Annotated in this window: 15 protein-coding genes; 9 read left to right on the forward strand and 6 right to left on the reverse strand. The window is 68.5% G+C overall.

Translation table 11 applies throughout. The annotated features are described in order from the left end of the window. Nucleotides 1-67 precede the first annotated feature (67 nt). The 3 genes from ABD823_RS20985 to ABD823_RS20995 form a co-directional block, all read right to left on the reverse strand. Entirely contained in the window at nucleotides 68-868 is an 801-nt protein-coding gene (locus ABD823_RS20985; protein WP_344862161.1) for a carbohydrate ABC transporter permease, read from the reverse strand. Between the two features lie 76 nt (nucleotides 869-944). Continuing rightward, nucleotides 945-1,868 (reverse strand): carbohydrate ABC transporter permease, encoded by a 924-nt coding sequence (locus tag ABD823_RS20990; RefSeq protein WP_344862163.1) that lies wholly within the window; start codon nucleotides 1,866-1,868, stop codon nucleotides 945-947. A 7-nt stretch (nucleotides 1,869-1,875) separates the two neighbouring features. Then, nucleotides 1,876-3,234, reverse strand: coding sequence for an ABC transporter substrate-binding protein (locus ABD823_RS20995; RefSeq protein ID WP_344862165.1), 1,359 nt, complete (start codon nucleotides 3,232-3,234; stop codon nucleotides 1,876-1,878). Nucleotides 3,235-3,464: 230 nt separating this feature from the next. Between ABD823_RS20995 and ABD823_RS21000 the strand changes: the two genes are divergently transcribed. The 3 genes from ABD823_RS21000 (at nucleotide 3,465) to ABD823_RS21010 (ending at nucleotide 6,245) form a co-directional block, all read left to right on the forward strand. Further along, entirely contained in the window at nucleotides 3,465-4,097 is a 633-nt protein-coding gene (locus tag ABD823_RS21000; protein WP_344862167.1) for a TetR/AcrR family transcriptional regulator, read from the forward strand. Between the two features lie 186 nt (nucleotides 4,098-4,283). Next, nucleotides 4,284-5,576 carry an endo-1,4-beta-xylanase gene (locus ABD823_RS21005; protein WP_344862169.1) on the forward strand — a complete coding sequence of 431 codons (1,293 nt, stop codon included), beginning with the start codon at nucleotides 4,284-4,286 and terminating at the stop codon, nucleotides 5,574-5,576. A gap of 282 nt (nucleotides 5,577-5,858) precedes the next feature. Next, complete coding sequence (locus tag ABD823_RS21010; protein WP_344862171.1) at nucleotides 5,859-6,245, forward strand: hypothetical protein; 387 nt, start codon at nucleotides 5,859-5,861, stop codon at nucleotides 6,243-6,245. A 200-nt stretch (nucleotides 6,246-6,445) separates the two neighbouring features. Here ABD823_RS21010 and ABD823_RS21015 read toward each other — a convergent pair whose 3' ends face one another. The 3 genes from ABD823_RS21015 to ABD823_RS21025 all read right to left on the reverse strand — a co-directional run bounded on the left by ABD823_RS21015 (nucleotide 6,446) and on the right by ABD823_RS21025 (nucleotide 11,030). Then, on the reverse strand, nucleotides 6,446-7,621 hold the full coding sequence (locus tag ABD823_RS21015; protein WP_344862173.1) for a glycoside hydrolase family 1 protein: 1,176 nt from the start codon (nucleotides 7,619-7,621) through the stop codon (nucleotides 6,446-6,448). Then, complete coding sequence (locus ABD823_RS21020) at nucleotides 7,618-10,170, reverse strand: beta-glucosidase family protein (protein ID WP_344862175.1); 2,553 nt, start codon at nucleotides 10,168-10,170, stop codon at nucleotides 7,618-7,620. Before ABD823_RS21020 ends, ABD823_RS21015 begins: the two co-directional genes overlap by 4 nt. A 101-nt stretch (nucleotides 10,171-10,271) precedes the next feature. Further along, entirely contained in the window at nucleotides 10,272-11,030 is a 759-nt protein-coding gene (locus ABD823_RS21025) for an SDR family NAD(P)-dependent oxidoreductase (RefSeq protein WP_344862178.1), read from the reverse strand. A gap of 288 nt (nucleotides 11,031-11,318) precedes the next feature. On the opposite strand from ABD823_RS21025, the gene ABD823_RS21030 reads away from it, so the two are divergent. The 6 genes from ABD823_RS21030 to ABD823_RS21055 all read left to right on the forward strand — a co-directional run bounded on the left by ABD823_RS21030 (nucleotide 11,319) and on the right by ABD823_RS21055 (nucleotide 21,779). Continuing rightward, nucleotides 11,319-13,568 carry a glycoside hydrolase family 3 C-terminal domain-containing protein gene (locus ABD823_RS21030; RefSeq protein WP_344862180.1) on the forward strand — a complete coding sequence of 750 codons (2,250 nt, stop codon included), beginning with the start codon at nucleotides 11,319-11,321 and terminating at the stop codon, nucleotides 13,566-13,568. Then, the gene (locus ABD823_RS21035) at nucleotides 13,565-16,465 is read left to right on the forward strand and encodes a glycoside hydrolase family 2 TIM barrel-domain containing protein (RefSeq protein WP_344862182.1); all 2,901 of its coding nucleotides are present in this window, start codon (nucleotides 13,565-13,567) and stop codon (nucleotides 16,463-16,465) included. The genes ABD823_RS21030 and ABD823_RS21035 overlap by 4 nt, the downstream gene beginning before the upstream one ends. 54 nt (nucleotides 16,466-16,519) lie before the next feature. After that, the gene (locus ABD823_RS21040; RefSeq protein ID WP_344862188.1) at nucleotides 16,520-17,560 is read left to right on the forward strand and encodes a LacI family DNA-binding transcriptional regulator; all 1,041 of its coding nucleotides are present in this window, start codon (nucleotides 16,520-16,522) and stop codon (nucleotides 17,558-17,560) included. Between the two features lie 10 nt (nucleotides 17,561-17,570). Next, the gene (locus tag ABD823_RS21045; RefSeq protein WP_344862190.1) at nucleotides 17,571-18,734 is read left to right on the forward strand and encodes a sensor histidine kinase; all 1,164 of its coding nucleotides are present in this window, start codon (nucleotides 17,571-17,573) and stop codon (nucleotides 18,732-18,734) included. Beyond that, nucleotides 18,731-19,402 (forward strand): response regulator, encoded by a 672-nt coding sequence (locus tag ABD823_RS21050; RefSeq protein WP_425566635.1) that lies wholly within the window; start codon nucleotides 18,731-18,733, stop codon nucleotides 19,400-19,402. Before ABD823_RS21045 ends, ABD823_RS21050 begins: the two co-directional genes overlap by 4 nt. A 166-nt stretch (nucleotides 19,403-19,568) precedes the next feature. Beyond that, on the forward strand, nucleotides 19,569-21,779 hold the full coding sequence (locus ABD823_RS21055) for an MMPL family transporter (protein ID WP_344862192.1): 2,211 nt from the start codon (nucleotides 19,569-19,571) through the stop codon (nucleotides 21,777-21,779). The last annotated feature ends 20 nt before the right edge of the window (nucleotides 21,780-21,799 follow it).

The raw sequence follows: 21,799 nt of genomic DNA on the forward strand, positions 1-21,799 counted from the left end.
CCGGGCGGCGAACCGCGCTGGCGGGGCGTAGAGATGATCACGTCTGAATGGGCACCGCTGGTTCCGGTCAACCTTTGACTCCGGACGCGACGACGCTCCGGACGAAGTGACGCTGGGCGAACAAGAAGATCAGCAGCACAGGTATGACGTAGAGGGCGGCGGCGGCCGCCTGCACGGTCGGCAGAGGATTGCCGCGCGGATCCTGGTACCAGGCTGTGATGGCCACGGACAGCGTCGTGTGGTCGATGTCCAGCAGCAAGGCGGGAGCGATGTAGTCGCCCCAGCTCCAGGTGAAGGAGAGCAGGAACGCCGTGATCAGCACGGGACGGGACAGGGGAAGGAAGACCCTGACGAAGATCCGGCCCCAGCCGCAGCCGTCGATGATCGCCGCGTCCTCCAGTTCGCGTGGGATCGCCGCGAAGAACTGCCGGAACAGGAACACCAGGAAGGGCGAGGCGGCCAGCCCCCACAGGACCCACGGCCAGTAGGTGTTGACGAGCCCGAGTCGCGAGAACAGCACGTATGTCGGCAGGAGCGTCAGGACCTGGGGCAGCATCATCGTGGACAGCAGCACGAGGAACATGGCGCGCTTGCCGGGGGCTCGCAGCCGGGCGAATCCGAACCCGACCACCGCGCTGGACACGGTGATGAGAACCGCGTAGATGGTGGCCAGGAACAACGAGTTCATCGCGTAGGCGGGAAAGTTGATGTCCGTGAGCGCGTGCCCGAAATTGCTCCACTGCGCCTGCTCGGGCAGGACCTTGGCGGGCACCGCCACCCACTCCTCGCGGGTTTTGAGTGCGGCCAGCAGCAGCCAGAAGATCGGGCCGACGAAGATCACGGCGAGGGCCAGGAGGAGGACGTACACGCCGCCCGCGCTCCGGCGTTTGCGCCGCGGCCGTGCTCGGGACGGGTGGGATCGGCCGGTGTGCACGGGGCGGCTGCTAACGGTCTGCATCACTGTTGACCTCGTAATGGACCCACCAGCGGCTCGACCGCTGTACCAGCAGGGTGAAGGTGAGGATGATGACGAAGAAGACCCACAACATCGCCGAGCCGTAGCCGAAGCGGTTGTTGAGGAAGAACTCCTCCCACACCTGCACCATGTACAGGTGTGTGCTCTCCGGCACCTGACCGACTATCGAGATGCTGTTGGTCTCGGCCAGCAGCAACGGTTGGACGACGATCTGGAGGGTCGCGATGATGCCGGTGACCACCTGGAAGTACAGCACCGGCGAGATCAAGGGTACCGTCACGTGGCGGAACGCCTTCCAGCGCCCAGCGCCGTCTACCCGGGCCGCATCCTCGAGTTCCCTGGGGACGCCCTGGAGAGCGGCGAGCATGATGACCATGCCACCGCCGAGGCCCCACAGGGTCAGGACGATGAGCGCGTAGAAGGCCATCGGGTCGACCAGCCAGGTGATCGCGTCCACTCCGACAACTTCGAGGATGGCGTTGAGGACACCCGCGTCCCTGTTCAGGACCAGTTTCCACATGATGGCCGTCGCCACGACCGGCACAACCGACGGCAGGTAGAAGACGGTGCGCCAGAGCCCCACCGCCTTCAGCCTGCGGTTGAGCAGCACCGCCAGACCGAGCGACCCTGCGACGCTGAGCGGCACCACGATTGCGGTGTACCCGATAGTCCTGAGCAGAGCAGCCCAGGCGTATTCATCGCCGAGCAACTCGACGTAGTTGCGCAAGCCGACCCAGCGCCAACGCGGCGAGCTGCCGTCGAAGTTGGTCAGGCTCGTGGCGAACGCGTAAACCAGGGGTGCGGCGGTCAGGAGGAGAAAGCCCACCGCCCACGGCCCCACGAACAGATAGAAGGTCCGCCTCGGATAGCGGGACCAGCTACGTTGTGCCATACCGGTCTCAGCCGATCCGCTCTTTGCCCTGCTTCAGCAACTTGTTGATTTCGACGGTGGCCGCCGCGCAAGCCGCGTCGACGGTCTGCTGCTTCTTGATCGCCCGCTGCAGTTGCTTGTCCAGCGCGACGTGGCACGCGTCGGTGGAGACGTACGGCGATTCCGGCAGCGGGACCGCGTACTGCAGTTCGTTCTGAGCGACGGTGTAGGCCTGCTTCTGGTAGGGCAGGTCCTGCGGCAGCTTCGAGGCCAGGGACTTCAGCCCCGGAATACCCCACCCGCTCTTGGCTCGTTCCTCGGCGGGCGGGCCGGCCATGAAGTACTCCATCAGCTTCCAGGCCTCGTCCTTGTGCTTGGCCTCCGCCGGAATCCACGCACCCTGGCCGGAGTAGCTGGGGCTGACCCGCTTGTCGCCCATGATCGGGGCGGGCGCCATCCGGATGCTGCCGTTCAGCTCCTTGTTGTCGACGAAGTTGCCGCCGAACCAGTAGCCGTCCTGCGTGATCGCCATCCGCTTGGCGCTGAAGGTGGACATGTCGGAGCCGTCCGGCAGCGGGTTCAGCGAGGTCGGGCCGACTCCCGCCTGGCCGAAATCGACATACCACTGGAAGGCGCGGCGTGCGGCGGGCGTGTTGAAGTCGATCTCGGTCAGGTCCCCGTTGAACAGCTGGGCACCTTGCTGGAGGATCATCGTCGCGATGGGACCGATCAGGCTCCACGCCCATTCGAGCCCGAGGCCGAACACGAGGGTCTTGCCGCCGTCCTTGACCGTCAACCGCTTGGCGATAGTGAGCAGTTCGTCGTAGGTCGTCGGCTCGGAATCGCTCAGATAAGGCACCTTCGCCTTATCGAACAGGGCGGTGTTGTACCAGAGGGTGGCGTCCTGGCTCCAGTCCTTGACGATGCCGTAGTACCCGCCCTGGCCGATCTTGCGGCCGTCCCAGCGGAAGCTCTCGTTGACGGGCTGCAGGTCCTCCTTCTTCAGCACCTGGCTCTTGTCCAGGTACGGGGTCAGGTCGGTCGCGAGGCCGCGGGCGTTGGTGTTCGCGCTGCCGACGGCAGCACCGACCGTGATGTCCGGCGGGTTGCCGGAGGCGAGCATCGCGTTGAGACGGGCGAGGTCGTGCTCCAAGAACTGGATCTTGATGCCGGGATTCTTCGCCTCGAAGTCGGCGATCAGTTCCTTGGAGAGGTCCTGGGCGCCGAACATCGCGGTGATGGTCACCGCGCCCGTGCCCTTCGCACGCCCGCCGCTGGGCGACTTGCTGGACGGGCCTGCGTTGCATCCGCCGAGCAGGGGCACACCCGCGATTGCTGCCGCACCTGCGAGCAGCCGGCGCCTGCTGATCGGTTCAGATCTGGTCATGTCGACCTCCTGGCCACGGTGTGATCCGGACCCTTCCGCGGAGCCCGGGGGCGGATTGAGGTGACAGTACAACCAAACCCGAACACATGCTACATTTTCGTCGGGATCAGTTTTCCTTGAGATCAACTCGGTGTAACCATGTGCCCACCACCACGGAGAACCCGATGACAAGCCCACCCGACGCCACTCGCCCTCAGGACCGCAGGGACTGCCGCGCTATGGTCTCTTCTGTGACCACGGCGAAACCCGCCCGCGCTCGAGGGCCGTATGCCAAGTCGGCGCAGCGCTGGCAGGAGATCCTCGAAGCGGCCACGACCGTGTTCGCGACTCACGGCTACCGCGGCGGGTCGTTGCGCGACATCTCACGGCAGCTCAATTTGAGCCTGACCAGCATCGTTCATCACTTTGGAACCAAGTACGAGCTCCTCGAAGCAGTTCTGGAACGGGCCGACAAGACCGTGGGCACGGGCTTCGCCGCATTCGACTTCGAGGCGGACTGCGCCGAGCGCGGGGTCGCTCTCGCCACCTTGGAGCGGGTACGGTCCAACCTGGAACGGCCGGAGTTGCTCAGGCTCCTGGCGATCCTCGCCGCCGAGTCATCCGCCCCCGAGCATCCCGCCCACGACTGGTTCGTCAACAGGTACCGAACCAAGAAAGCAGCCCTGGCCGAAGCGTTCGCCTTCGACCAGGCGGAAGGCCGCATAGACGGCGCGCGTGACCCTGAACAGCTGAGCGCATCGCTCATCGGCACGTGGGACGGGCTCCAGCTCCAGTGGCTCATCGATCCGTCCACCGACATGGTGCGGGGCATGCGCGCTTTCTTTGAGTGGGCGGCCCCCGAGGCGCTGCAACCCGAATCGTAAGCAAGGCGTCTAGGCGTTCCGCCACGTTTTTCGCGAGTATGACGTCGCATTATTTTGGCGCACCCATTTCGCGAATACACCTCCTTATTGACAATGGAAACCGCCCGTGTTTCGATGTGCGACTAAATCGGGGATTGGCCATGGCTTGTGCCTCTTTCGAAGATCACAGGACCGGAGGAAATTCCAGTGGAACGCCATCAATCACCCGCCGGGGAAGCAAGGCCGTCAGGAAATCAATCAATCCACGGCAACAATCGTCGCGGGCTTCGAAAGTTCAGAGCGTTCGTGATCACCGTAGTGCTCACGCTCGTCGTCGGTGCGTACCTCCCGGCGACGCCGGCCAGCGCAGCGGTTCTCAGTCTTCGCGATAAGGCCGCCGAGGCGGGGATTCTCATCGGCTCCGGAGCGGTCAACCCCGCCTACCTCGACGACCCGCAGTTCGCGCGGGTGCTTCCGCAGCAGTTCAACAGCCTGTCACCCGAGAACGAACTCAAGTGGTCCTTCGTCCAGCCGGCGCAAGGCTCCTTCGACTTCTCGAAGCTCGACCGGCTCGTCGACTTCGCAGAAGAACACGACATGGCCGTGAAGGGCCACGGACTCATCTCCGGCTGCTGCAACCCGGCCTGGCTGGAGCAGATCCAGGATCCAAGTCGGCTGCACGCCGCGATCACCTCGCACTTCGAAGCGATCATGACTCGATACGCGGGAAAGATGGACCGGTGGGACGTGGCCACCGAGGTGTTCTCCACCTTCGGCGGCACCGGGCTCGCGCCGAACTACTTCTACCAGGTCCTCGGGCCCGACTATCTGGCCAAGGTATTCCAGATCGCGCACGCGGCGGATCCCGATGCCAAGCTGTTCATCAACGAATCCCTTGTGGAATATTATCCGGCGAAGCGCCAGGAGCTTTATGCGCTCGTCTCCGATCTGGTTGCCAGGGGTGTGCCCATCCACGGTGTGGGTCTCGAAACGCACTTGACGCTCTCCCCGCCAGAACCCGGCGTCATCACCGAGATCGTGAACTCGTACAAGGCCCTGGGGCTCGAAGTCGCCATCACCGAGATGGACGTTCACCTGAACCCCGACGCGAATCATGACGTGAACCAGGCACAGATTTACTGGAGCGTCATTACCGAGGCGCTGGCAGCCGGAGTCCGTGACATCAGCTTCTGGGGCTTCACCGACAAGTACGCCTACACGTGGCTTCCGGGTGCCAAGCCGCTGATGTTCGATGAGAATTACCACCCGAAGCCGGCCTTCTTCGCCACCTGGGTCGCGCTGGCGCTGCACGCATGCGTCTCGCCCCAGAGAGCTTCGGGGTCGACCGGAGAAATCGCGCAGGCGCTCGTCACCTCCGGCACCGTCGACACCAGAGACGCTCCAAAGCTGACGAACATGCTGAGATCCGCCGCCAACGATCTCCGGACGCGCAACGCCGGAAGCGCCGCCACAAGGGTCCAGTGGGCCAAGGTTCTGTAGGACCTCTTGGACAGCGGTAGTCCCTCGTCCGGCGATGGGTAAAGGCGATCTCTTCCTACAGCAACTGGGGTGAGCGCGGTCGACCCGCTGGGCAGCGTCACCGGATCAGAACTGCGATCCGGTGGCGCTGCCCTTGTCGTCCGTTGGGGGAGCTCGGATCGCGTTGGCACGAGCGATCCGGCGTCGACCGCCCGCCCGCGCAAGCGGGCGTCAAGCACCGTGCAATCAACCACTCATAGAAACGCTCCTGGTAAGTACCGGAATCACGCCCCAGGAGCACCAATGTTCGGCCTCATCATCACCGTCACCGTCCCCGCCATCGTCTTAGTCGTGATGGGCTTCGTCTTCCTTCCCGTCGTCAAGAACATGCAGGCGGGCAAGCGTATCCTGCAGACTGGAGTGCCCGCCCAGGCCATGATCGAGCACCTTGGCGAGACCGGCATCACGGTCAACGGCCAGCCCATGGTCGAGTTTGGCCTCCGTGTCCGGCAGGCGGACGGCCGCGAGTACGGCGTCACCCACCGGCAGATCCTGCCGCGCCTGATGATGGGCATGGTCACCATCGGCGCCGTGGTCCCCGTCAAGGTGGACATGGCCGAGCCTGAGAAGATCGTCATCGACTGGTCGGCCGTGCGCCCCGCCCACACTCCCGCCTGGCGGAAGGGCTGATCACTCCTGCGACCGGAGAACCCGCTGAGGGCCGAGTCGCGAGCCGCCCTCTCAATCGGGACTCGATGATCGATGGTCCCGGTGACTCAGTACGAGTAGACGGAGCCGATGATCGGGAACGGAGCGCCGTCGACGGCGATATAGGAACCATTCCACCGGGGTGTCGCGGTGCTGTCGTTCATCTGGAGACTCACCCGTTTTCAGATCGCGTTGGCGCGGGCGATGCCGCCGAGCCAGCCGAGACTCGGCTTCGGCCGGCGTTCGAAGGTTTCCCGATCGACGGCGATGAGCCCGAAGGTGGGCTCCCACCTGCCCCATTCGAAGTTGTCCAGCAGACTCCAGTGCAGGTAGCCGCGGACATCGATGCCGTCGTCCATCGCGTCGCGCAGGTGCCTCAGCGCCTCCTCGGTGTAGGCGATGCGCCGCTGATCATCGGCGGTGGCGATGCCGTTCTCGGAGACGAGGATCGGCACGTTCCCCACGACGTCGTGCGTGTGGCGTACGGCGATGCCGAGCGCGTCCGGCCGGTAGGCCCACCCCATGAGGGTGTTGTCGGGGTGGGGTGGATGCGGGACGACGCCCTTCTCGTCGACGGACTGGCTGGTGTACGACTGCACACCCACGAAGTCGTCGTCGCGGGCCGGTTCGAGGTACATGTCCTCCCAGAGGTGCTGGATCTCGGCGTGTTTCCGCTCCGCCCCGGGGGCCGGGACCAGGGCCTGGTTGGCGACGGTCCAGCCGACCTTCGCCCCGGTGGCCTGCCGCACGAGCGGCGCCGCAACGCGGTGCGCCGTGATCAGTGCCTGTCCGATCTCGGCGTCGGGCAGCGCCCCCACGAACTGGTACTCCTCGCCCCGGGCGATGCGGCGCAGCTGACCGTGGTTGACCGCCAGGACGTTCGGCTCGTTGATGGTGCAGACCCACTCGACACCGTCGAGAATCGTGCACGCCTGCTCCACGTAGCGGGCGAACGCCTCGATCGCGCCCTGCCCGAGCCAGGCCTCTCCCTTCTCGCCGAACCAGATCGGATGCGTGAAGTGGTGCAGGGTGACCACCGGCGCAAGGCCCAGCCGCTCGGCTGTTTCGATCATGCGGCGGTAGTGGGCGAGTGCCGCCCGGGAGAACCTGCCCGGGCCGGGCTCGATGCGAGACCACTCCAGGCTGAACCGGTAGGCGGTGCAGCCCGCTTCGGCGAGCAGCCGCATGTCCTCCTCGTAGCGGTGATAGCTGTCCACCGCATCACCGCTGAACTGGACACCGTACTCTGCGGTGGCGAGTTCGAACTGCCACTGATCGTTGTTGATGTTGTTGCCCTCGACCTGATGCGCGGCGGTCGCGGCTCCCCACAGGAAGCCGTCGGGGAATGAGCGGGTCACGAACCGTCTCCAACTCTGCTGTCCATCTTCGCCACAAGCTCCTCGAGCAGCGACAACGGGAACCGGCCGCCGCTGAAGGCGACCACCTGCCTCAGGGTGAGATCCAGGGCCGGGGCGAGCACCTCCTCATCGAGACCCCCGAGCGCCTCCCGGAGAAGCCCTCCTCCCACGGGGTGGTCGAGCCACTGGCGGACCGTGTCGTCCTGCGTCAGCGGCCCGACCGGACCGGACTCCTGCCCCCGCTGCGGCGCAGGTCCCTCGGATGCGACGGGACCAGCGGTGACGGTGCTGGTCAGCGGTCGGTTCGGGCCGGGGAAGTGATCCTCGCCGGTGAGTGTCGCCTCGCCCCGCAGCCGGATGGCGGCCGAGGACCCTCCGACGAAGAACTTGATCGACCCGGGTTCCACCACCCAGCCCTCGTCGGTGTCCCAGAGCGCGAACATGCTCGCCGGAACCTCGGCCGTCACCCGAGCCGCGGCACCGGGCTCGAGGTGAAGGCGGCGGAAGGCGACCAGTTGGCGCCCGCGCCGTGCCGTACGCGCGATGACGTCACGGCCGTAGATCTGGACGACCTCCTCGCCCGCCCGGTCACCGACGTTGGCCACGGTGAACGACAGCCGCACCACGCCGTCCGTCGGCACCCGCGGAGATTCGATCTCCAGGTCGCGGTAGTCGAACCTGGTGTAGCTAAGCCCGTGCCCGAAGGGGAACACCGCACCGATCGAGCCGTCGACATACGTGGGCTGCTGCAGCGTCCGCCAGTACGGAAGCGGGGCCGCGCCGGCCGAACGCAGCATCGCGATCGGCAGGCGCCCGGCCGGGTTGACATCGCCGAACAGGACGGACGCGACGGCGTTGCCGGCCTCCTCACCGCCGAAGAACGAGCTCACGATCGCGGGAACGGAGTCGGCCATCCAGCCCAGGACGTACGGCCGTCCGTGGCTGAGGACCACGATCGTCGGCGTCCCCGTCGCCACGACGGCCTCGACCAGTTCGCGCTGCACGCCCGGCAGGGCGCACTCGGTGCTGTCGAGGCCCTCCCCCACCGTGCCGTACCCGTTGACGCCCGACTGGTCGCCGACGACGACCACGGCCACCTCCGCGGCGCTCGCCGCACGCACCGCGGCCTCGAACCCGGAGCGGTCCTCGGCGGCGACTGGGCAGCCGGGCTCGTACAGCACGCTCACGTCGTCCCCGGCGCGCCGCCGGATGCCCTCCAGGAAGGTCACGACCGGCACTGATCCGACCATCAGCCTGGCATCGTCGGGACTGCCCTTGCCGGCGAGGTCCTCAAGGTCCTCGGGGCGCGCCTGGGGGTCGGCGGCGAGGTGGAACCGCGTGGTCATGCTGTCGAGGACCTGGTAGCTGTAGTCGCCGAGCTGGCCCATCAGACGGTCCGCGTTCGGGCCGATGACGGCGATGGTCCGCAGCGAAGCGCTGAGGGGCAGCAAAGGCGCCTCGCCGACCGGTTCGTTCCGCAGGAGGATGACGGACTTCTCGGCGATCCGACGCGCGAGCGCACGATCCTGGTCGGAGTCGAACGTCTCGGGCACCAGCTCCACGTCGGCGTAGGGATTCTCGAACAGCCCGAGGCGGAACTTGGCCAGCAGCACGCGTGAGACGACCCGGTCCAGGTCGGCTTCGTCGATGACGCCTGAGCGCACGGCCTCGACGATCTGCTCCGCCCAGACCTTGTTATCGAGGTTCAGATCGGCCCCGGCGCGCAGCGCCTGCGCAAGCGCGTGGGCGTCGTCCTCGGCGACTGCGTGCTTGGTGTGCAGCTGCCCCACCGCGGCGAGATCGGAGATCACCAGGCCGTCGAAGCCGAATTCCTCGCGCAGCAGACCGGTCAGGTAGGCCTTCGATCCGGTGACCGGGATCCCGTCGATGGCGTTGTACGACGGCATCACAGCTCGGGCGCCGCCGTCACGGATCGCCATCTCGAAGGGCACTCCGTGGATCTCCCGCAGCTCTCGCGGGCCGAGCTGCGCCGGTTCGGTGTTCCGGCCGCCGTCGCTCGCGCCGTAGCCGAGGAAGTGCTTCAGCGTGGCGATGAGGGGAACCTGCGCGTCGGCGTTCTGAAGTCCGCGCACGAAGGCGGTCGCCATCGTGCCGACCAGGTACGGCTCCTCGCCGTAGGTCTCCTCGACGCGACCCCATCGCGGGTCGCGGGCGACGTCGGCGAGCGGGGCCAATGCCTGGCGCACCCCGAGCCGGGCCATCTGCGTCCCGATCGCCCTGGCCATCTCCTCGATCAGCGCGGGATCCCAGGTGGCCGCCTGGGCGATCGCGTCGGGAAAGGTGGTCGCGTCACGGACCTTGAAGCCGATCAGGGCCTCTTCCGCCAGAAGGACGGGGATGCCCAGTCGCGTGTCCTCGACGTGCTTGCGCTGCAGTTCGTTCGCCCTGTGCACCGCCTCGCGGGGTGGCAGCCCGAGGGTGGACAGGCCCGCCGTCGCGTTGCCCCACCCGCTCGGGGGCGGGGTGTGCACGTCGACGGCTGATCCGAAGGGCGCTTGCGTCTGGGCGGCCTTCTCCTCGAGTGTCATACGGCTCAAAAGGTCGCGCACTCGCTCCTGCGCAGGCAGGGACGCGTCGCGATACGCCTCGTAGTTTTCCATCTGCCTTTTCTCTTCAAAGGTGCCGGTGATTATTGGTGGGCGCCGCCGTCGATGCGGATCTCGGTGCCGGTGATGAACGAGCCGTCGTCGGAGATGAGCATCGCCACCACGCCGGCGACCTTCTCCGGTCCAGGGATGCCGCCGGGCAGGGCCGGGGTGAGCTTGCCGAACAGGCCCCAGTCGGTGTCCGCCGGCAGCAGGCTGCCGATGTTGTCGGTGATCCCGCTGCTGATGCCGCCGGGCACCACGTTGACCGCGCGCAGGCCTTGCGTGCCGTACTCCTGGGCGATGCTGTGGGTGAAGGAGGCGACGCCGCCCTTGCTCGCCGCGTAGGCGGCCATGAACGGATGGGCGAAGAAGGCCGCGGTGGAGCTGAAGTTGACCACCACTCCCCTGCCGCTCTGCAGCAGGTACGGCAGCGCCGCCCGGGTCATCAGGAACGTGCCGGTCAAATTGACGGCGACGACCCGGTTCCACAGCTCCAGCGAGCACTGGTGGGTGTGCGCGCCGCGCAGAATGCCCGCCGCGTTGACCAGGGCGTCCAGCCCGCCCAGCTCGGCGACGGCCGCACCGACCACGGTGTTGACCGACGCCTCGTCGGCGACGTCCACGACGGCGATGGTGAGCCGGTCGCCGACCGCCAGGGAGGCGGTCTCCGTCAGTCCTTCCTCGGAGACGTCGGCGGCGACCACGTGGGCGCCCTCGGCCAGCAGCCGCAGGGCTATTGCCCGGCCGATGCCGGATCCGGCGCCGGTGATGACGATACGCCGGTCGATGAGCCGTTCCATAGGCATGACCTCCAGAGATGGTGCGGGGGTGTTGACCGGACATCGCAGATGAGCCGGGTGATGACGGCAGCGCCGGGCTGAACGGACCAGGCATGTTCCAGGGAGCTTTCACGCGCAAGCTTGTCGGTACGCTAGCCATCTCCACTTTCGCGCACAAGTACTTGCGCGCGAAAGTTGTCTTGCCTACAGTGAGGGCCTCATCTGCTGCCCGGTGGACCCGCACCGGCGAGGTCCACGGTGTCTCCGCCGCCTCCGGCAGGCCCGTCAGTTCGGAAGGATCCCTCCTCCATGCCCTCGATCGATATCGGCTCCCTGTCGCTGGAGCAGAAGGCCTCCCTGTTGTCCGGGGCGGACATGTGGTCGACGCACCCGCTGCCCGAGGCCGGGTTGCCGGAGGTCATGCTCTACGACGGGCCGCACGGGCTGCGTTACCTGCAGGACCGCGGCGACACCGCCGACATCTACGGAAGCACGCCGTCGACGTGCTTCCCCCCGGCGGTCGCGGTGGGCGCGAGCTGGGACCCGGCGGTGGCCGCTCAGATCGGCGCCGCGCTCGGCCGTGAGGCCAGGGCGCTGGGTGTGCACGTGGTACTCGGGCCGGGGGTGAACATCAAGCGCTCGCCCCTGTGCGGGCGCAACTTCGAGTACTACTCCGAAGACCCGCTGCTGTCCGGCGTGCTCGGCGCGGCCCACGTGCGCGCCCTGCAGGAGGAGGGACCGGGCGCGTCGGTCAAGCACTTCGCGGCCAACAACCAGGAGACCGAGCGGACCCGGATCAGCGCCGACGTCGATGAGCGGACGCTGCGCGAGATCTACCTGCCGGCCTTCGAGCGGGTCGTGACCGAGGCCCGGCCGGCGACGGTGATGGCCGCCTACAACAAGGTCAACGGGGTGTACGCGACACAGAACCGGTGGCTGCTCACCGAGGTGCTGCGCCGGGAATGGGGCTTTGCCGGCACCGTGATCTCGGACTGGGGGGCGGTGCACGACCGTGTCGCCGCGCTTGCGGCGGGCCTGGATCTGGAGATGCCCGGTGACGGCGGGGCGGGCGCCGCCCGGATCGTGGCCGCGGTGCGGGCTGGTGAGCTGGACGAAGCGCTGGTGGACGCGGCCGTGGCGCGGATCGTCGAGCTGACCGGGCGGGTGGCGCCGGCCACCGGCGGCCTGGATGTGGACGGCGGCCACGCTCTGGCGCGGAAGCTGGCGGCCGAGTGCGTGGTGCTGTTGAAGAACGACGCCGAGGTGCTGCCCCTGGACGGGGTGACCCGGCTGGCGGTCATAGGGGCGTTCGCGACGGCGCCGCGTTTCCAGGGCGGCGGCAGCTCGCGCGTCAACCCCACGCGGGTCGACGCGGCGCTGGACGCGATCGAAAAGCACGCCGCGGACCGCGGGCAGAGCGTGGCCTACGCCCAGGGATTCACGGCCGACGGCTCGGATGATGCGCGGGCTCTGCGGGCGCAGGCCGTCGAGGTCGCCTCCGCCGCCGAGGTGGCGGTGGTCTTCGCGGGGCTGAGCGACCACCAGGAGTCGGAAGGCTATGACCGGGAGAGCCTCGACCTGCCCGCCGAGCAGGTCGCCCTGATCCGCGCGGTGGCCCAGGCCTCGCCCCGCACGGTCGTGGTGCTGTCGCACGGCGGCGTGGTGTCCCTGGAAGGCTGGCACGACGATGTGGACGCCGTCCTGGACGGCGGGCTGCTCGGCCAGGCGGGCGGCGCGGCGCTCGCCGACGTGTTGTTCGGGGTGGTCAACCCGTCCGGGCGGCTGGCGGAGACCATCCCCCTGCGCCTGCAGGACAACCCGAGCTACCTGAACTTCCCCGGCGAGGCGGGCCATGTCCGCTACGGGGAGGGCGTCATGGTCGGATACCGCTACTACACCAGCGCGGAACGGGCGGTGCGCTATCCGTTCGGGCACGGCCTGTCCTACACCACGTTCGCGACCGGCGACCTGACGGTGACGGCGACCGGCGACGACACCGCCAGGGCGTCGGTCACCGTGACCAACACCGGCAGCCGGGCGGGCAAGCACGTCGTGCAGCTCTACGTCGCCACGTCCGCCGGCAAGGTCCGCCGCCCCGCCCGTGAGCTGCGTGCCTTCACCAAGGTAGCGCTGGAGCCCGGCGAGTCCCGCACGGTCGCCTTCGACCTCGACCGCCGGGCGTTCGCCTACTACGACATCACCCGGTCCCGATGGGTGGTCGCTCCCGGCGAGTACCGCATCCAGATCGGCGCCGACGCCCACCGCGTGCTCCATGAGTCGGCGATCAATCTGATCGGCGACAAGGGCCTCACTCCCCTGACGTTGGAGTCCACCGTGGGTGACTGGCTCGACCACCCCATCGCCGGTCCGGCGTTGCTGAAAAAGATGAAGGAGCACATGCAGGGCATGACCGAGCAGGAGGCCGAACTGGCCGCGCAGCACCCCGACGGCCTGAGGATGGCGGCCGCGCTGCCGATGAGCAAGCTCATCGCCTTCACCGGCGACACCTTCCCCGCCGACTTCCTCGACGAGCTGATCCGTGTCAGCAGGGCCGCATGAACCGCCTGCCCATGAGTGCGCTGCGCCGCGCACCCGAGATCGCCCTCGACGGAACGTGGGAGTTCCGGCTCCTGCCGTACGAACAGGAGTGGAAGACCGTCCAGGTGCCGGACCTGTGGACGATGCGGGAGAAGAACGACCCGCCGCACTATCTGAACGTCGCGATGCCGTTCACCGAGGTGCCTCCCGCGGTCCCCGAGCACAATCCGACCGGCCTGTACCGGCGGACCGTGCAGCTGGCGCCGCAGCCGGGGCGCAGGATGATCCTGCACGTCGGCGCGGCAGAAGGCCACCTGAGCGTCACCGTCAACGGCCACGCCGTCGGCACCAGCACGGACTCGCATCTGGCAGCCGAGTTCGACGTCACCCAGGCCGTGACCGCAGGCGCCAACACGATCGAGCTCGCGGTCGCCAAGTGGTCGGCGGCCACCTACCTGGAAGACCAGGACCACTGGTGGCAGTCCGGCCTGGCCCGGTCGGTATTCCTCTACACCGTCCCGGAGGTCCGCCTGGCCGATGTGGCCGTGGTCGCCGACTATGCAGATGGCTGCGGCAGCCTGAACGTCACCGTCGCGACCACCGGCCTGGACCACCTCCACGAGGTCGGCTGGTCGGCGCGGATCGATGTGCTGGGCCGGACGGAGAGCTGCCCGATCGCCCCACGGGTCGTCGAACCGGCCTTCCCCGAGGCATTGACCGACCGTTCGACCCGCCCGGAGCCGATGGGGATCCCCGACGGGCTGATGGACCTGCCCAGCCTGGACTCGGCCGGCGCGCCCGTCCCCGCGGAGCTCCAGCCGATCGTCGACCTCATCAAGGCACGACCGGCCAGGGCGGGGACCGCGGTGTTCTCCCTCGACTCCCTGGAGGTCGATCCCTGGACGGCGGAGACGCCGCATCTGGAAGACCTGCTGGTCGAGCTGGTCTCCCCGCAGGGGGAGGTCGTGGATGCGGCCCGATTGCGGATCGGCTTCCGGCGGGTCCGGATCGAGGGCCGCGATCTGCTGGTCAACGGCGAGCGCGTGCTCATCCAGGGCGTCAACCGGCATGACGTGGACCCCCGCACCGGGCGGGTCATCTCCCGTGAGCTGATGCTGGCCGAGCTGTCCCTGCTCAAACGGTTCAACGTCAACGCGATCCGCACCTCGCACTACCCCAACGATCCGGTCTTCCTCGACCTGTGCGACGAGATCGGCTTCTACGTCGTCGACGAGGCCGACATCGAGGGGCACGCCTTCACCACCACGCTGCCCCACGACCCGCGCTACCTGCCCGAGTTCCTGGAGCGGGTCTCGCGGATGGTGCTGCGCGACCGCAACCACCCGTCGGTGATCATCTGGTCGCTCGGGAATGAGACCGGTTACGGTCCCAACCACGACGCCGCCGCCGGATGGATCCGCCGGACCGACCCGACCCGGCCGCTGCACTATGAGGGCGCCATCGCCCACGACTGGCACGCCGGTCACGCGGCCACCGACTTGGTGTGCCCGATGTACCCCTCGTTCGAGGCGCTCAAGGCGTTCTCGGCCGACCCGCGGGCCGACCGGCCGGTCATCGTGTGCGAGTACGCCTACTCGCAAGGCAACTCGACCGGCGGCCTGGATCACTACTGGGAGCTGTTCGAGAACCTGCCCGGTCTGCAGGGGGGCTTCATCTGGGAGTTCAAGGACCACGCGCTCGATCCCGACGGCGACGGCCGCTACCGCTACGGCGGCGACTTCGGCGACGAGCCCAACGACGGCACCACCCTCCTCAACGGCGTGGTCTTCTCCGACCTGACGCCGAAACCGGCGTTGTACGAGGCCCGCGGGCTGTTCAGCCCGATTCGGGTGACCATGGACGGCGACGCGCTGCGGATCCGCAACCGGCAGGTCTTCGCCGACCTCAGTGCCTACGACCTGGAGCTGCGGGTGGAGACCGACGCCGGACCGGTGGGCGCGCTCACCCTCCCGGCGCCGCCGGCGGCCGCGGGCGAGGAAGTCGCGATCGACCTGCCCGGCTCCATCGTGGCCCTGCTCGGCACCGCTCTGGCGCTCACCATCAGTCTGCGCACCCGCCGGGACGCGCTGTGGGCCCCAGCCGGAACGGAGATCGCCGCGCACCAGGTGACGTTCCCCCGACCGCAGCCGCAGCTGCCCCGCGCCGCGACCGCAACGACCGCGGAGGTACGCCATCCGCTGCTGCGTCGGGCGCCGCAGCTGTGCCTATGGCGGGCGCTGACCGACAACGACCAGTCCTACTCGCTGGACGGCAGGTTCGTCCGCTCCGGCTTCTTCCGGCTCACCCCGGTCGAGGTCTCGACCGAGGCCGGCACGGTCGTCACCCGCTACGGCGCGGCCTTCGGCGACCAGATCGTCCACACCCGCAGCGTCACCCAGGTCGACGAGGGCGACTACGTGCTGGCTGAGCACGTGACGCTGCCCGGCGACGGCGTCGACGTCCTGCGGGTGGGCATGGAGTTCGAACTCGTCGACGGCTTCGACCGGGCCCGCTGGGTCGGGCTGGGCCCGTGGGAGAACTATCCCGACCGGCGGGCCTCGGCCCTGCTCGGCGCCTGGGACAGCACCATCGACGACCTGGCCGTGCCGTACCTGAAACCCCAGGAGAACGGCGGCCGCGGCGAGGTCACCGAGCTCGTGCTGTCCGGGCCCGCCGGAACTGTGCGGACCCGGCACGCCACTGCGCTGCACATGACCGTCAGCCGCCACACGGTGGAGGAACTGGAGGCGGTGACGCACTGGTGGAAGCTTCCGCCGGCTGGCAAGACCGTCGTCCACCTCGACATCGCGCAGCGCGGCGTCGGCACCGCCCTGCTGGGGCCCGACACCCTGCCCGCGTATCGTCTCCGCCAGCGTGAGTACGCCTGGCAGTGGCAGCTGACGCTCACCAACCCGTGAGATAGTGGTACGGCTTGCGCGTGCAAGCCGTACCACACCCCGGAGGGAAGTTTCGTGCCGGAGCGAACAAGACGGGTCACCGCAGCGGACGTCGCCCGCTCGCTCGGGGTGTCCCGCTCCACCGTGGGATACGTCCTCAACAACACCCCGGGACAGACCATCTCCGCCGCCACCCGCGAGCGGGTCCTGGCCGAGGCCGCGCGCCTGGGTTACCGGCCGCATCGGTCGGCGCAGGCGCTGGCCAGCGGCCGCAGCATGATCGTCCTGCTGCTGCTGCCCGATTGGCCCATGGAGTACTCCCTGCGCCAGCACCTGGACACCGCCACCCGCGTGCTCGACGAGGCCGGCTATTCCCTGGTGACCCACACCCGCCACGACAGCGGGCACGCCCGGCCGCTGTGGGAGTTGCTCACCCCGGACGTCGTCATCGCCTGGACGCCCGTCACCGCCGCCGAACGCGCCTCCATGAAGGCCAGCGGCATCACCAAGATTCTGCCCCCGCCCCGGCAGGGCCGCTCCTTCCTGGCCTCGCCCGCACTCACCGCGGGCACCCATCTGCAGATCGAATACCTCCACGACCGGGGACATCGGCGGATCGGCTTCGCGGCGAGCGCGGACAAGCGTTTCTCTCCGTTGTCGCAGGGACGGATGACAGCGGCGAAGCAGGCCGCGCAACGGCTCGGGCTCGATCTCCTCGACGTCCGCTCGGTCGACCACCACGACGGCAGCGCGGCGCGAGCCGTACGCAAATGGCAGCAGGAGGGCGTGAGCGCCGTCGCCGCCTTCAACGACGACCTGGCCGCGATGGTCATGGCGGCGGCGCTGCGAGCCGGCCTGGCCGTTCCCGCGGACCTGGCCGTCATCGGGCACGACGACACCCCGCTGGCGAGCATGCTCTACCCGTCCCTGTCCAGCGTGAGCATCGACAACGTCGGACTGGGCCACTACTTCGCCGATCTGGCCCTGCGCGCCGCCCGGGACGAGCCGCCGCCGGAGAAGGGGCCCGACCTGCAGGCTCGGGTCGTACCACGCGAATCGACGGAACCGCCGTCGCCTTCATCACTCACCGACCGCGCCCCCCGTCCGCCGGCGTAGGCCGTACCGGATGTTCACCGCAGATTCCGACCGCACCATAAGCGTCTACCGCTCATGGGAGATCGGTTTGGACGTCGTGGTCGCACTGGCGATGATCGTGCAACTGTGGCGGAATCCGGCGCCGTGGGGCACCGTGGAGGGAGTCGTCATCGGGATGGCCGCGCTGGCCGCCGTGGTGGCAAGACGCCGATTCACGATGACAGCGGTGATCACCGGCACCGTGGCCAGCGCGACGACCGCCGCCTTCGCCCCCGCTCTGACGCTGCTGGTGTGGATCCTGGCCCAGGTATGCCTGTTCAGCGTGCCGCTGCGCCGGTCCCGCCGGGCGACACTGGCCGCGACCGCGGCGCTGGCCGTCGTGCTGTTCACCGCCGCGCTGCTGCGGCCAGGTGTGGCGCCGTTCGATCCCGCCGGCCTCGCGCTGATCGGCTGGGCGGTCGCGGTGGCGGGTGCCGGGCTGACGCTGCGGGCTCAGCGCGACTACCTCGATGCCGTCCGGGAGCAGGCGCGCGCCGCACTCGCCGCCCGCGACAGCCACATCGCCCGGCGAGTCAGCGAAGAGCGCCTGCGCATCGCCCGAGATCTGCACGATGCGGTGGCGCACAACATCACGGTGATCTCACTGCACGCCGGCGCCGCCGACCAGGCTCTCATCGACCGGCCAGAGCACGCCCGCGAGTCGTTGCGGCAGGTTCGGACAGCCAGCCGGACGGTGCTGCGCGAGATGCAGAACATCCTGTCGGTACTGCGCGCTGGTGAGGACCGCGGCGGACGCGATCCGGTGATCGCCGCCGCCGCCGTGCCCGATCTCATCAAGCAGTTTCAGCACCTGGGAGTCGACGTCGTGGTCGACGGCGGCATCGATCCGGAGAACCTGGAACCGGTTGCGGACGTGGCCGTCTACCGGTTGCTGCAGGAAGCGCTGACCAACGCGCAGCGCCACGGCGTCGGCCCGATCAGGATCAACATCGCCCGAACCGCTGGTGAGCTGTGTCTCACGGTGTCCAACGCCGTCCGCCCGGCACTGCCCGGCAGCCGGCCGGGATTCGGTCTGATCGGCATGAGAGAGCGGGTGACCTCAGCCGGGGGGAGCCTGGATGCCCGCTATCACGCTGACCGGTTCGTCCTGCGCGTCCGGCTGCCGCTGCGCGACGACCAGGAACAGGGGAAATGATGGTCACCGTACTGCTGGTTGACGACCAGGCGATGATCAGAGCGGGGCTGGTCGGCATCCTGGCCGGCGCCGCGAAGGTCCGGGTGGTGGCGGAGGCGGCCGACGGAGCTGAAGGCGTCCGGCTGGCCCGGCGGCTGCGCCCGGATGCCGTGCTGATGGATCTGCGCATGCCGGTGCTCGACGGGGTTGAGGCGACCCGCCGCATCCGCGCCGAACCGGAGCTGGCCGGCACGCGGGTGCTCGTCCTCACCACGTTCGACGAGGACCGGGATGTGATGGCGGCGTTGCGCGCCGGCGCCGACGGTTTCCTCAGCAAGGGCGCCGAACCCGAGGAACTGCTGTCGGCACTCATCTCGGTGGCCGACGGTGACGTCGCCCTATCGCGGAAAGCAGCGCGGGCACTGGTGAGGCGGGTGTCCACGGAACCGGCACTTCCCGCGCCCGACGCGGTCCTGCTGGACCGGATCGCTCAGCTCACCGCTCGCGAGCGCGACATCGTGGTGGCGGTCGCCCTGGGCAAGGACAACCGCGCGATCGCCGCCGATCTATCGATCTCCCCCTTCACGGTGAAGACCCACCTCAACCGCGCCATGGCGAAGCTGGACGCCCGCGACCGAGCTCAGATCGTCGTGCTCGTCTACCGCGCCGGTCTCGTCACCGCGCACTGAGCCGCGGGGCCGGTGTACTGCCGATGCAGTACGGCGGTGCATCTGCGCAGATCACGACAGCGCGCTCCTGCTCGGCCGAGAATCGACGGGTTGTCCTGCGGCGGTGGTGAGGTGGACGCCTTTCCTCCTGCACCGCCGCCATCGACCCCGTTCGAGAGGCCCTGTCTTGGCACGACTGCTCTACCGTCTTGGCACATTCAGTGCCCGGCGTCGAGGTACCTTCCTGATCGGGTGGCTGCTCACCCTCGTGGTGCTCGCCGGCATAGCCGCCAGCAGCATGCGTTTCAGTGACGGCTCCTTCCAGGTACCCGGAACCGAGGCCAGCGAGGCGTTGACCATCATGGAGCGCGAGTTCGCCGCCGACGGGGCCGGCAACGCCACCCTTCAGCTGGTGCTACGAGTCCCCGACAACCAGAAGATCACCACCAGGGACAACGCCGCAGCGGTCGCCGACGCGCTCGCGCGGGCCCGCGCCGTCGAGCACGTGCAAGCGGTCAGCGACCCGTTCGACGCTGAGCGGCCGTACGTCTCCGCCGACGGCACGACCGCCGTGACCACCGTGACCTTCACCGGCATCACCCGTGACAACGCCGAGGCCGTCCAGCAAGACGTCATCACCGTGGCCGCACAGGCCCGGGCCCCCGGCCTCACCGTCGAAGTCGGGGGCACGCTCCTTACCGGGGCCCCCGAGGTGCTCGGCCCGAGCGAGATCGTCGGCGCGGCGATCGCCTTCCTGGTCCTGTTGCTGACGTTCGGCTCGCTCGCCGCGGCCGGTGCGAACATGGTCGGAGCCCTGGTCGGCGTCGGCGTCGGCATCCTCGGCGTCTTCGCCTTCTCCGCCCTTCAGCCGATCGGCGGCACCACGCCGATTCTGGCGGTCATGCTCGGCCTGGCCGTGGGCATCGACTACTGCTTGTTCATCCTCGACCGCTTCCGCGCCGAGCTGCGCCAAGGACGTGAGATCACCGACGCGATCGGCTGGGCCGTCGGCACGGCCGGATCCTCGGTCGTCTTCGCCGGAGCCACCGTCATCATCGCGCTCACCGGGCTGTCGGTCGTCGGTATCCCGTTCATCACCGAGATGGGGCTGGCCGCCGCCTTTGCCGTCTTGGTGGCGGTGCTGATGGCGCTGACGTTCCTGCCGGTGCTGCTGCGCATCCTCGGAGCGCGCGCCCTGCCGCGCTGGCAGAGGTCTGCCCGCGGCTTCCGCGCCCGGATCACCTTCCTCAACCGGTGGATCACCCTCGTCGTCCGCCGCCCGGTGATCACCGGTCTCACCTGTACCGCCCTGCTGCTGCTCGTCACCGTACCGGTGTTGTCTCTGCGCACCACTTTGAGCAACCCCGGCGGCGAGGACCCGCACTCCACCCAGCGGGCCGCCTACACGATCATCGCTGAGGAGTTCGGCGCCGGCTTCCAGGACCCGCTGATCGTGCTGGTGCAATCCGACGGCGGGCAGGTTCGCGACGCGCTGACCGGCGTCGCCACCTACCTGAAGAGCTTCCCCGCCGTGGTTCAGGTCCACCCGGGTCAGGTCAACGGTGACGGCACCGTCGCCCAGCTGACCGTCATTCCGCGTAGCGGCCCGCTCGATGACGCCACCGAGCAACTCGTGCGCGACATCCGCGCCGAGGCCGGCAGCGTGCCGGGCGCGCGGATCGCGGTGACCGGCGGCACCGCTCTGGGCATCGACTCCGACACGCAACTCAACAGCGCACTGACCACCTACCTCGTGCTCATCGTCGGCCTGTCCCTGATGCTGCTGGTGGTCATGTTCCGGTCCATCCTGGTACCGCTGATCGCCACCATCGGGTTCCTGCTGTCGCTGGGCGCCGGCATGGGCGCCACCGTCGCGGTCTTTCAGTGGGGCTGGTTCGACGCGCTGATTCCGGCGCCGCAGGGCAACCCGTTGCTGAGCCTGTTGCCGATCATCCTCACCGGCATCCTGTTCGGCCTGGCCATGGACTACCAGGTCTTCCTGGTCTCGCGCGTCCACGAGGCGTATACCCGGGGCCACTCCCCCAAAGAGGCGGTGCTGGACGGATTCGGCCGCTCCGCAGTGGTCGTGGTCGCCGCCGCCGGCATCATGACCGCCGTCTTCGTCGGCTTCGCGCTCAGCCCATCGTCCCTGGTCGGCTCGATCGCCCTGGGGTTGGCGATCGGCGTCATCGCCGACGCCTTCGTTGTCCGCATGATCCTGGTGCCCGCCGCCTTGACCCTGCTCGGCCGGGCCGCCTGGTGGATGCCCCGCTGGCTCGACCGGGTACTGCCGCACCTCGACACCGAAGGCGGCGACCTGCGCCGGGAAGCGGACACAGCGCCCGATGGCCGGTCAGCGCAGGACGCCCGGATGGGGGAGACAACCCGCGTGCGATGACAGATGCGGGTCCCGGCGCG

This window comes from Planomonospora alba (assembly GCF_039534085.1).
In the GTDB taxonomy this organism is placed as follows: domain Bacteria; phylum Actinomycetota; class Actinomycetes; order Streptosporangiales; family Streptosporangiaceae; genus Planomonospora_B; species Planomonospora_B alba.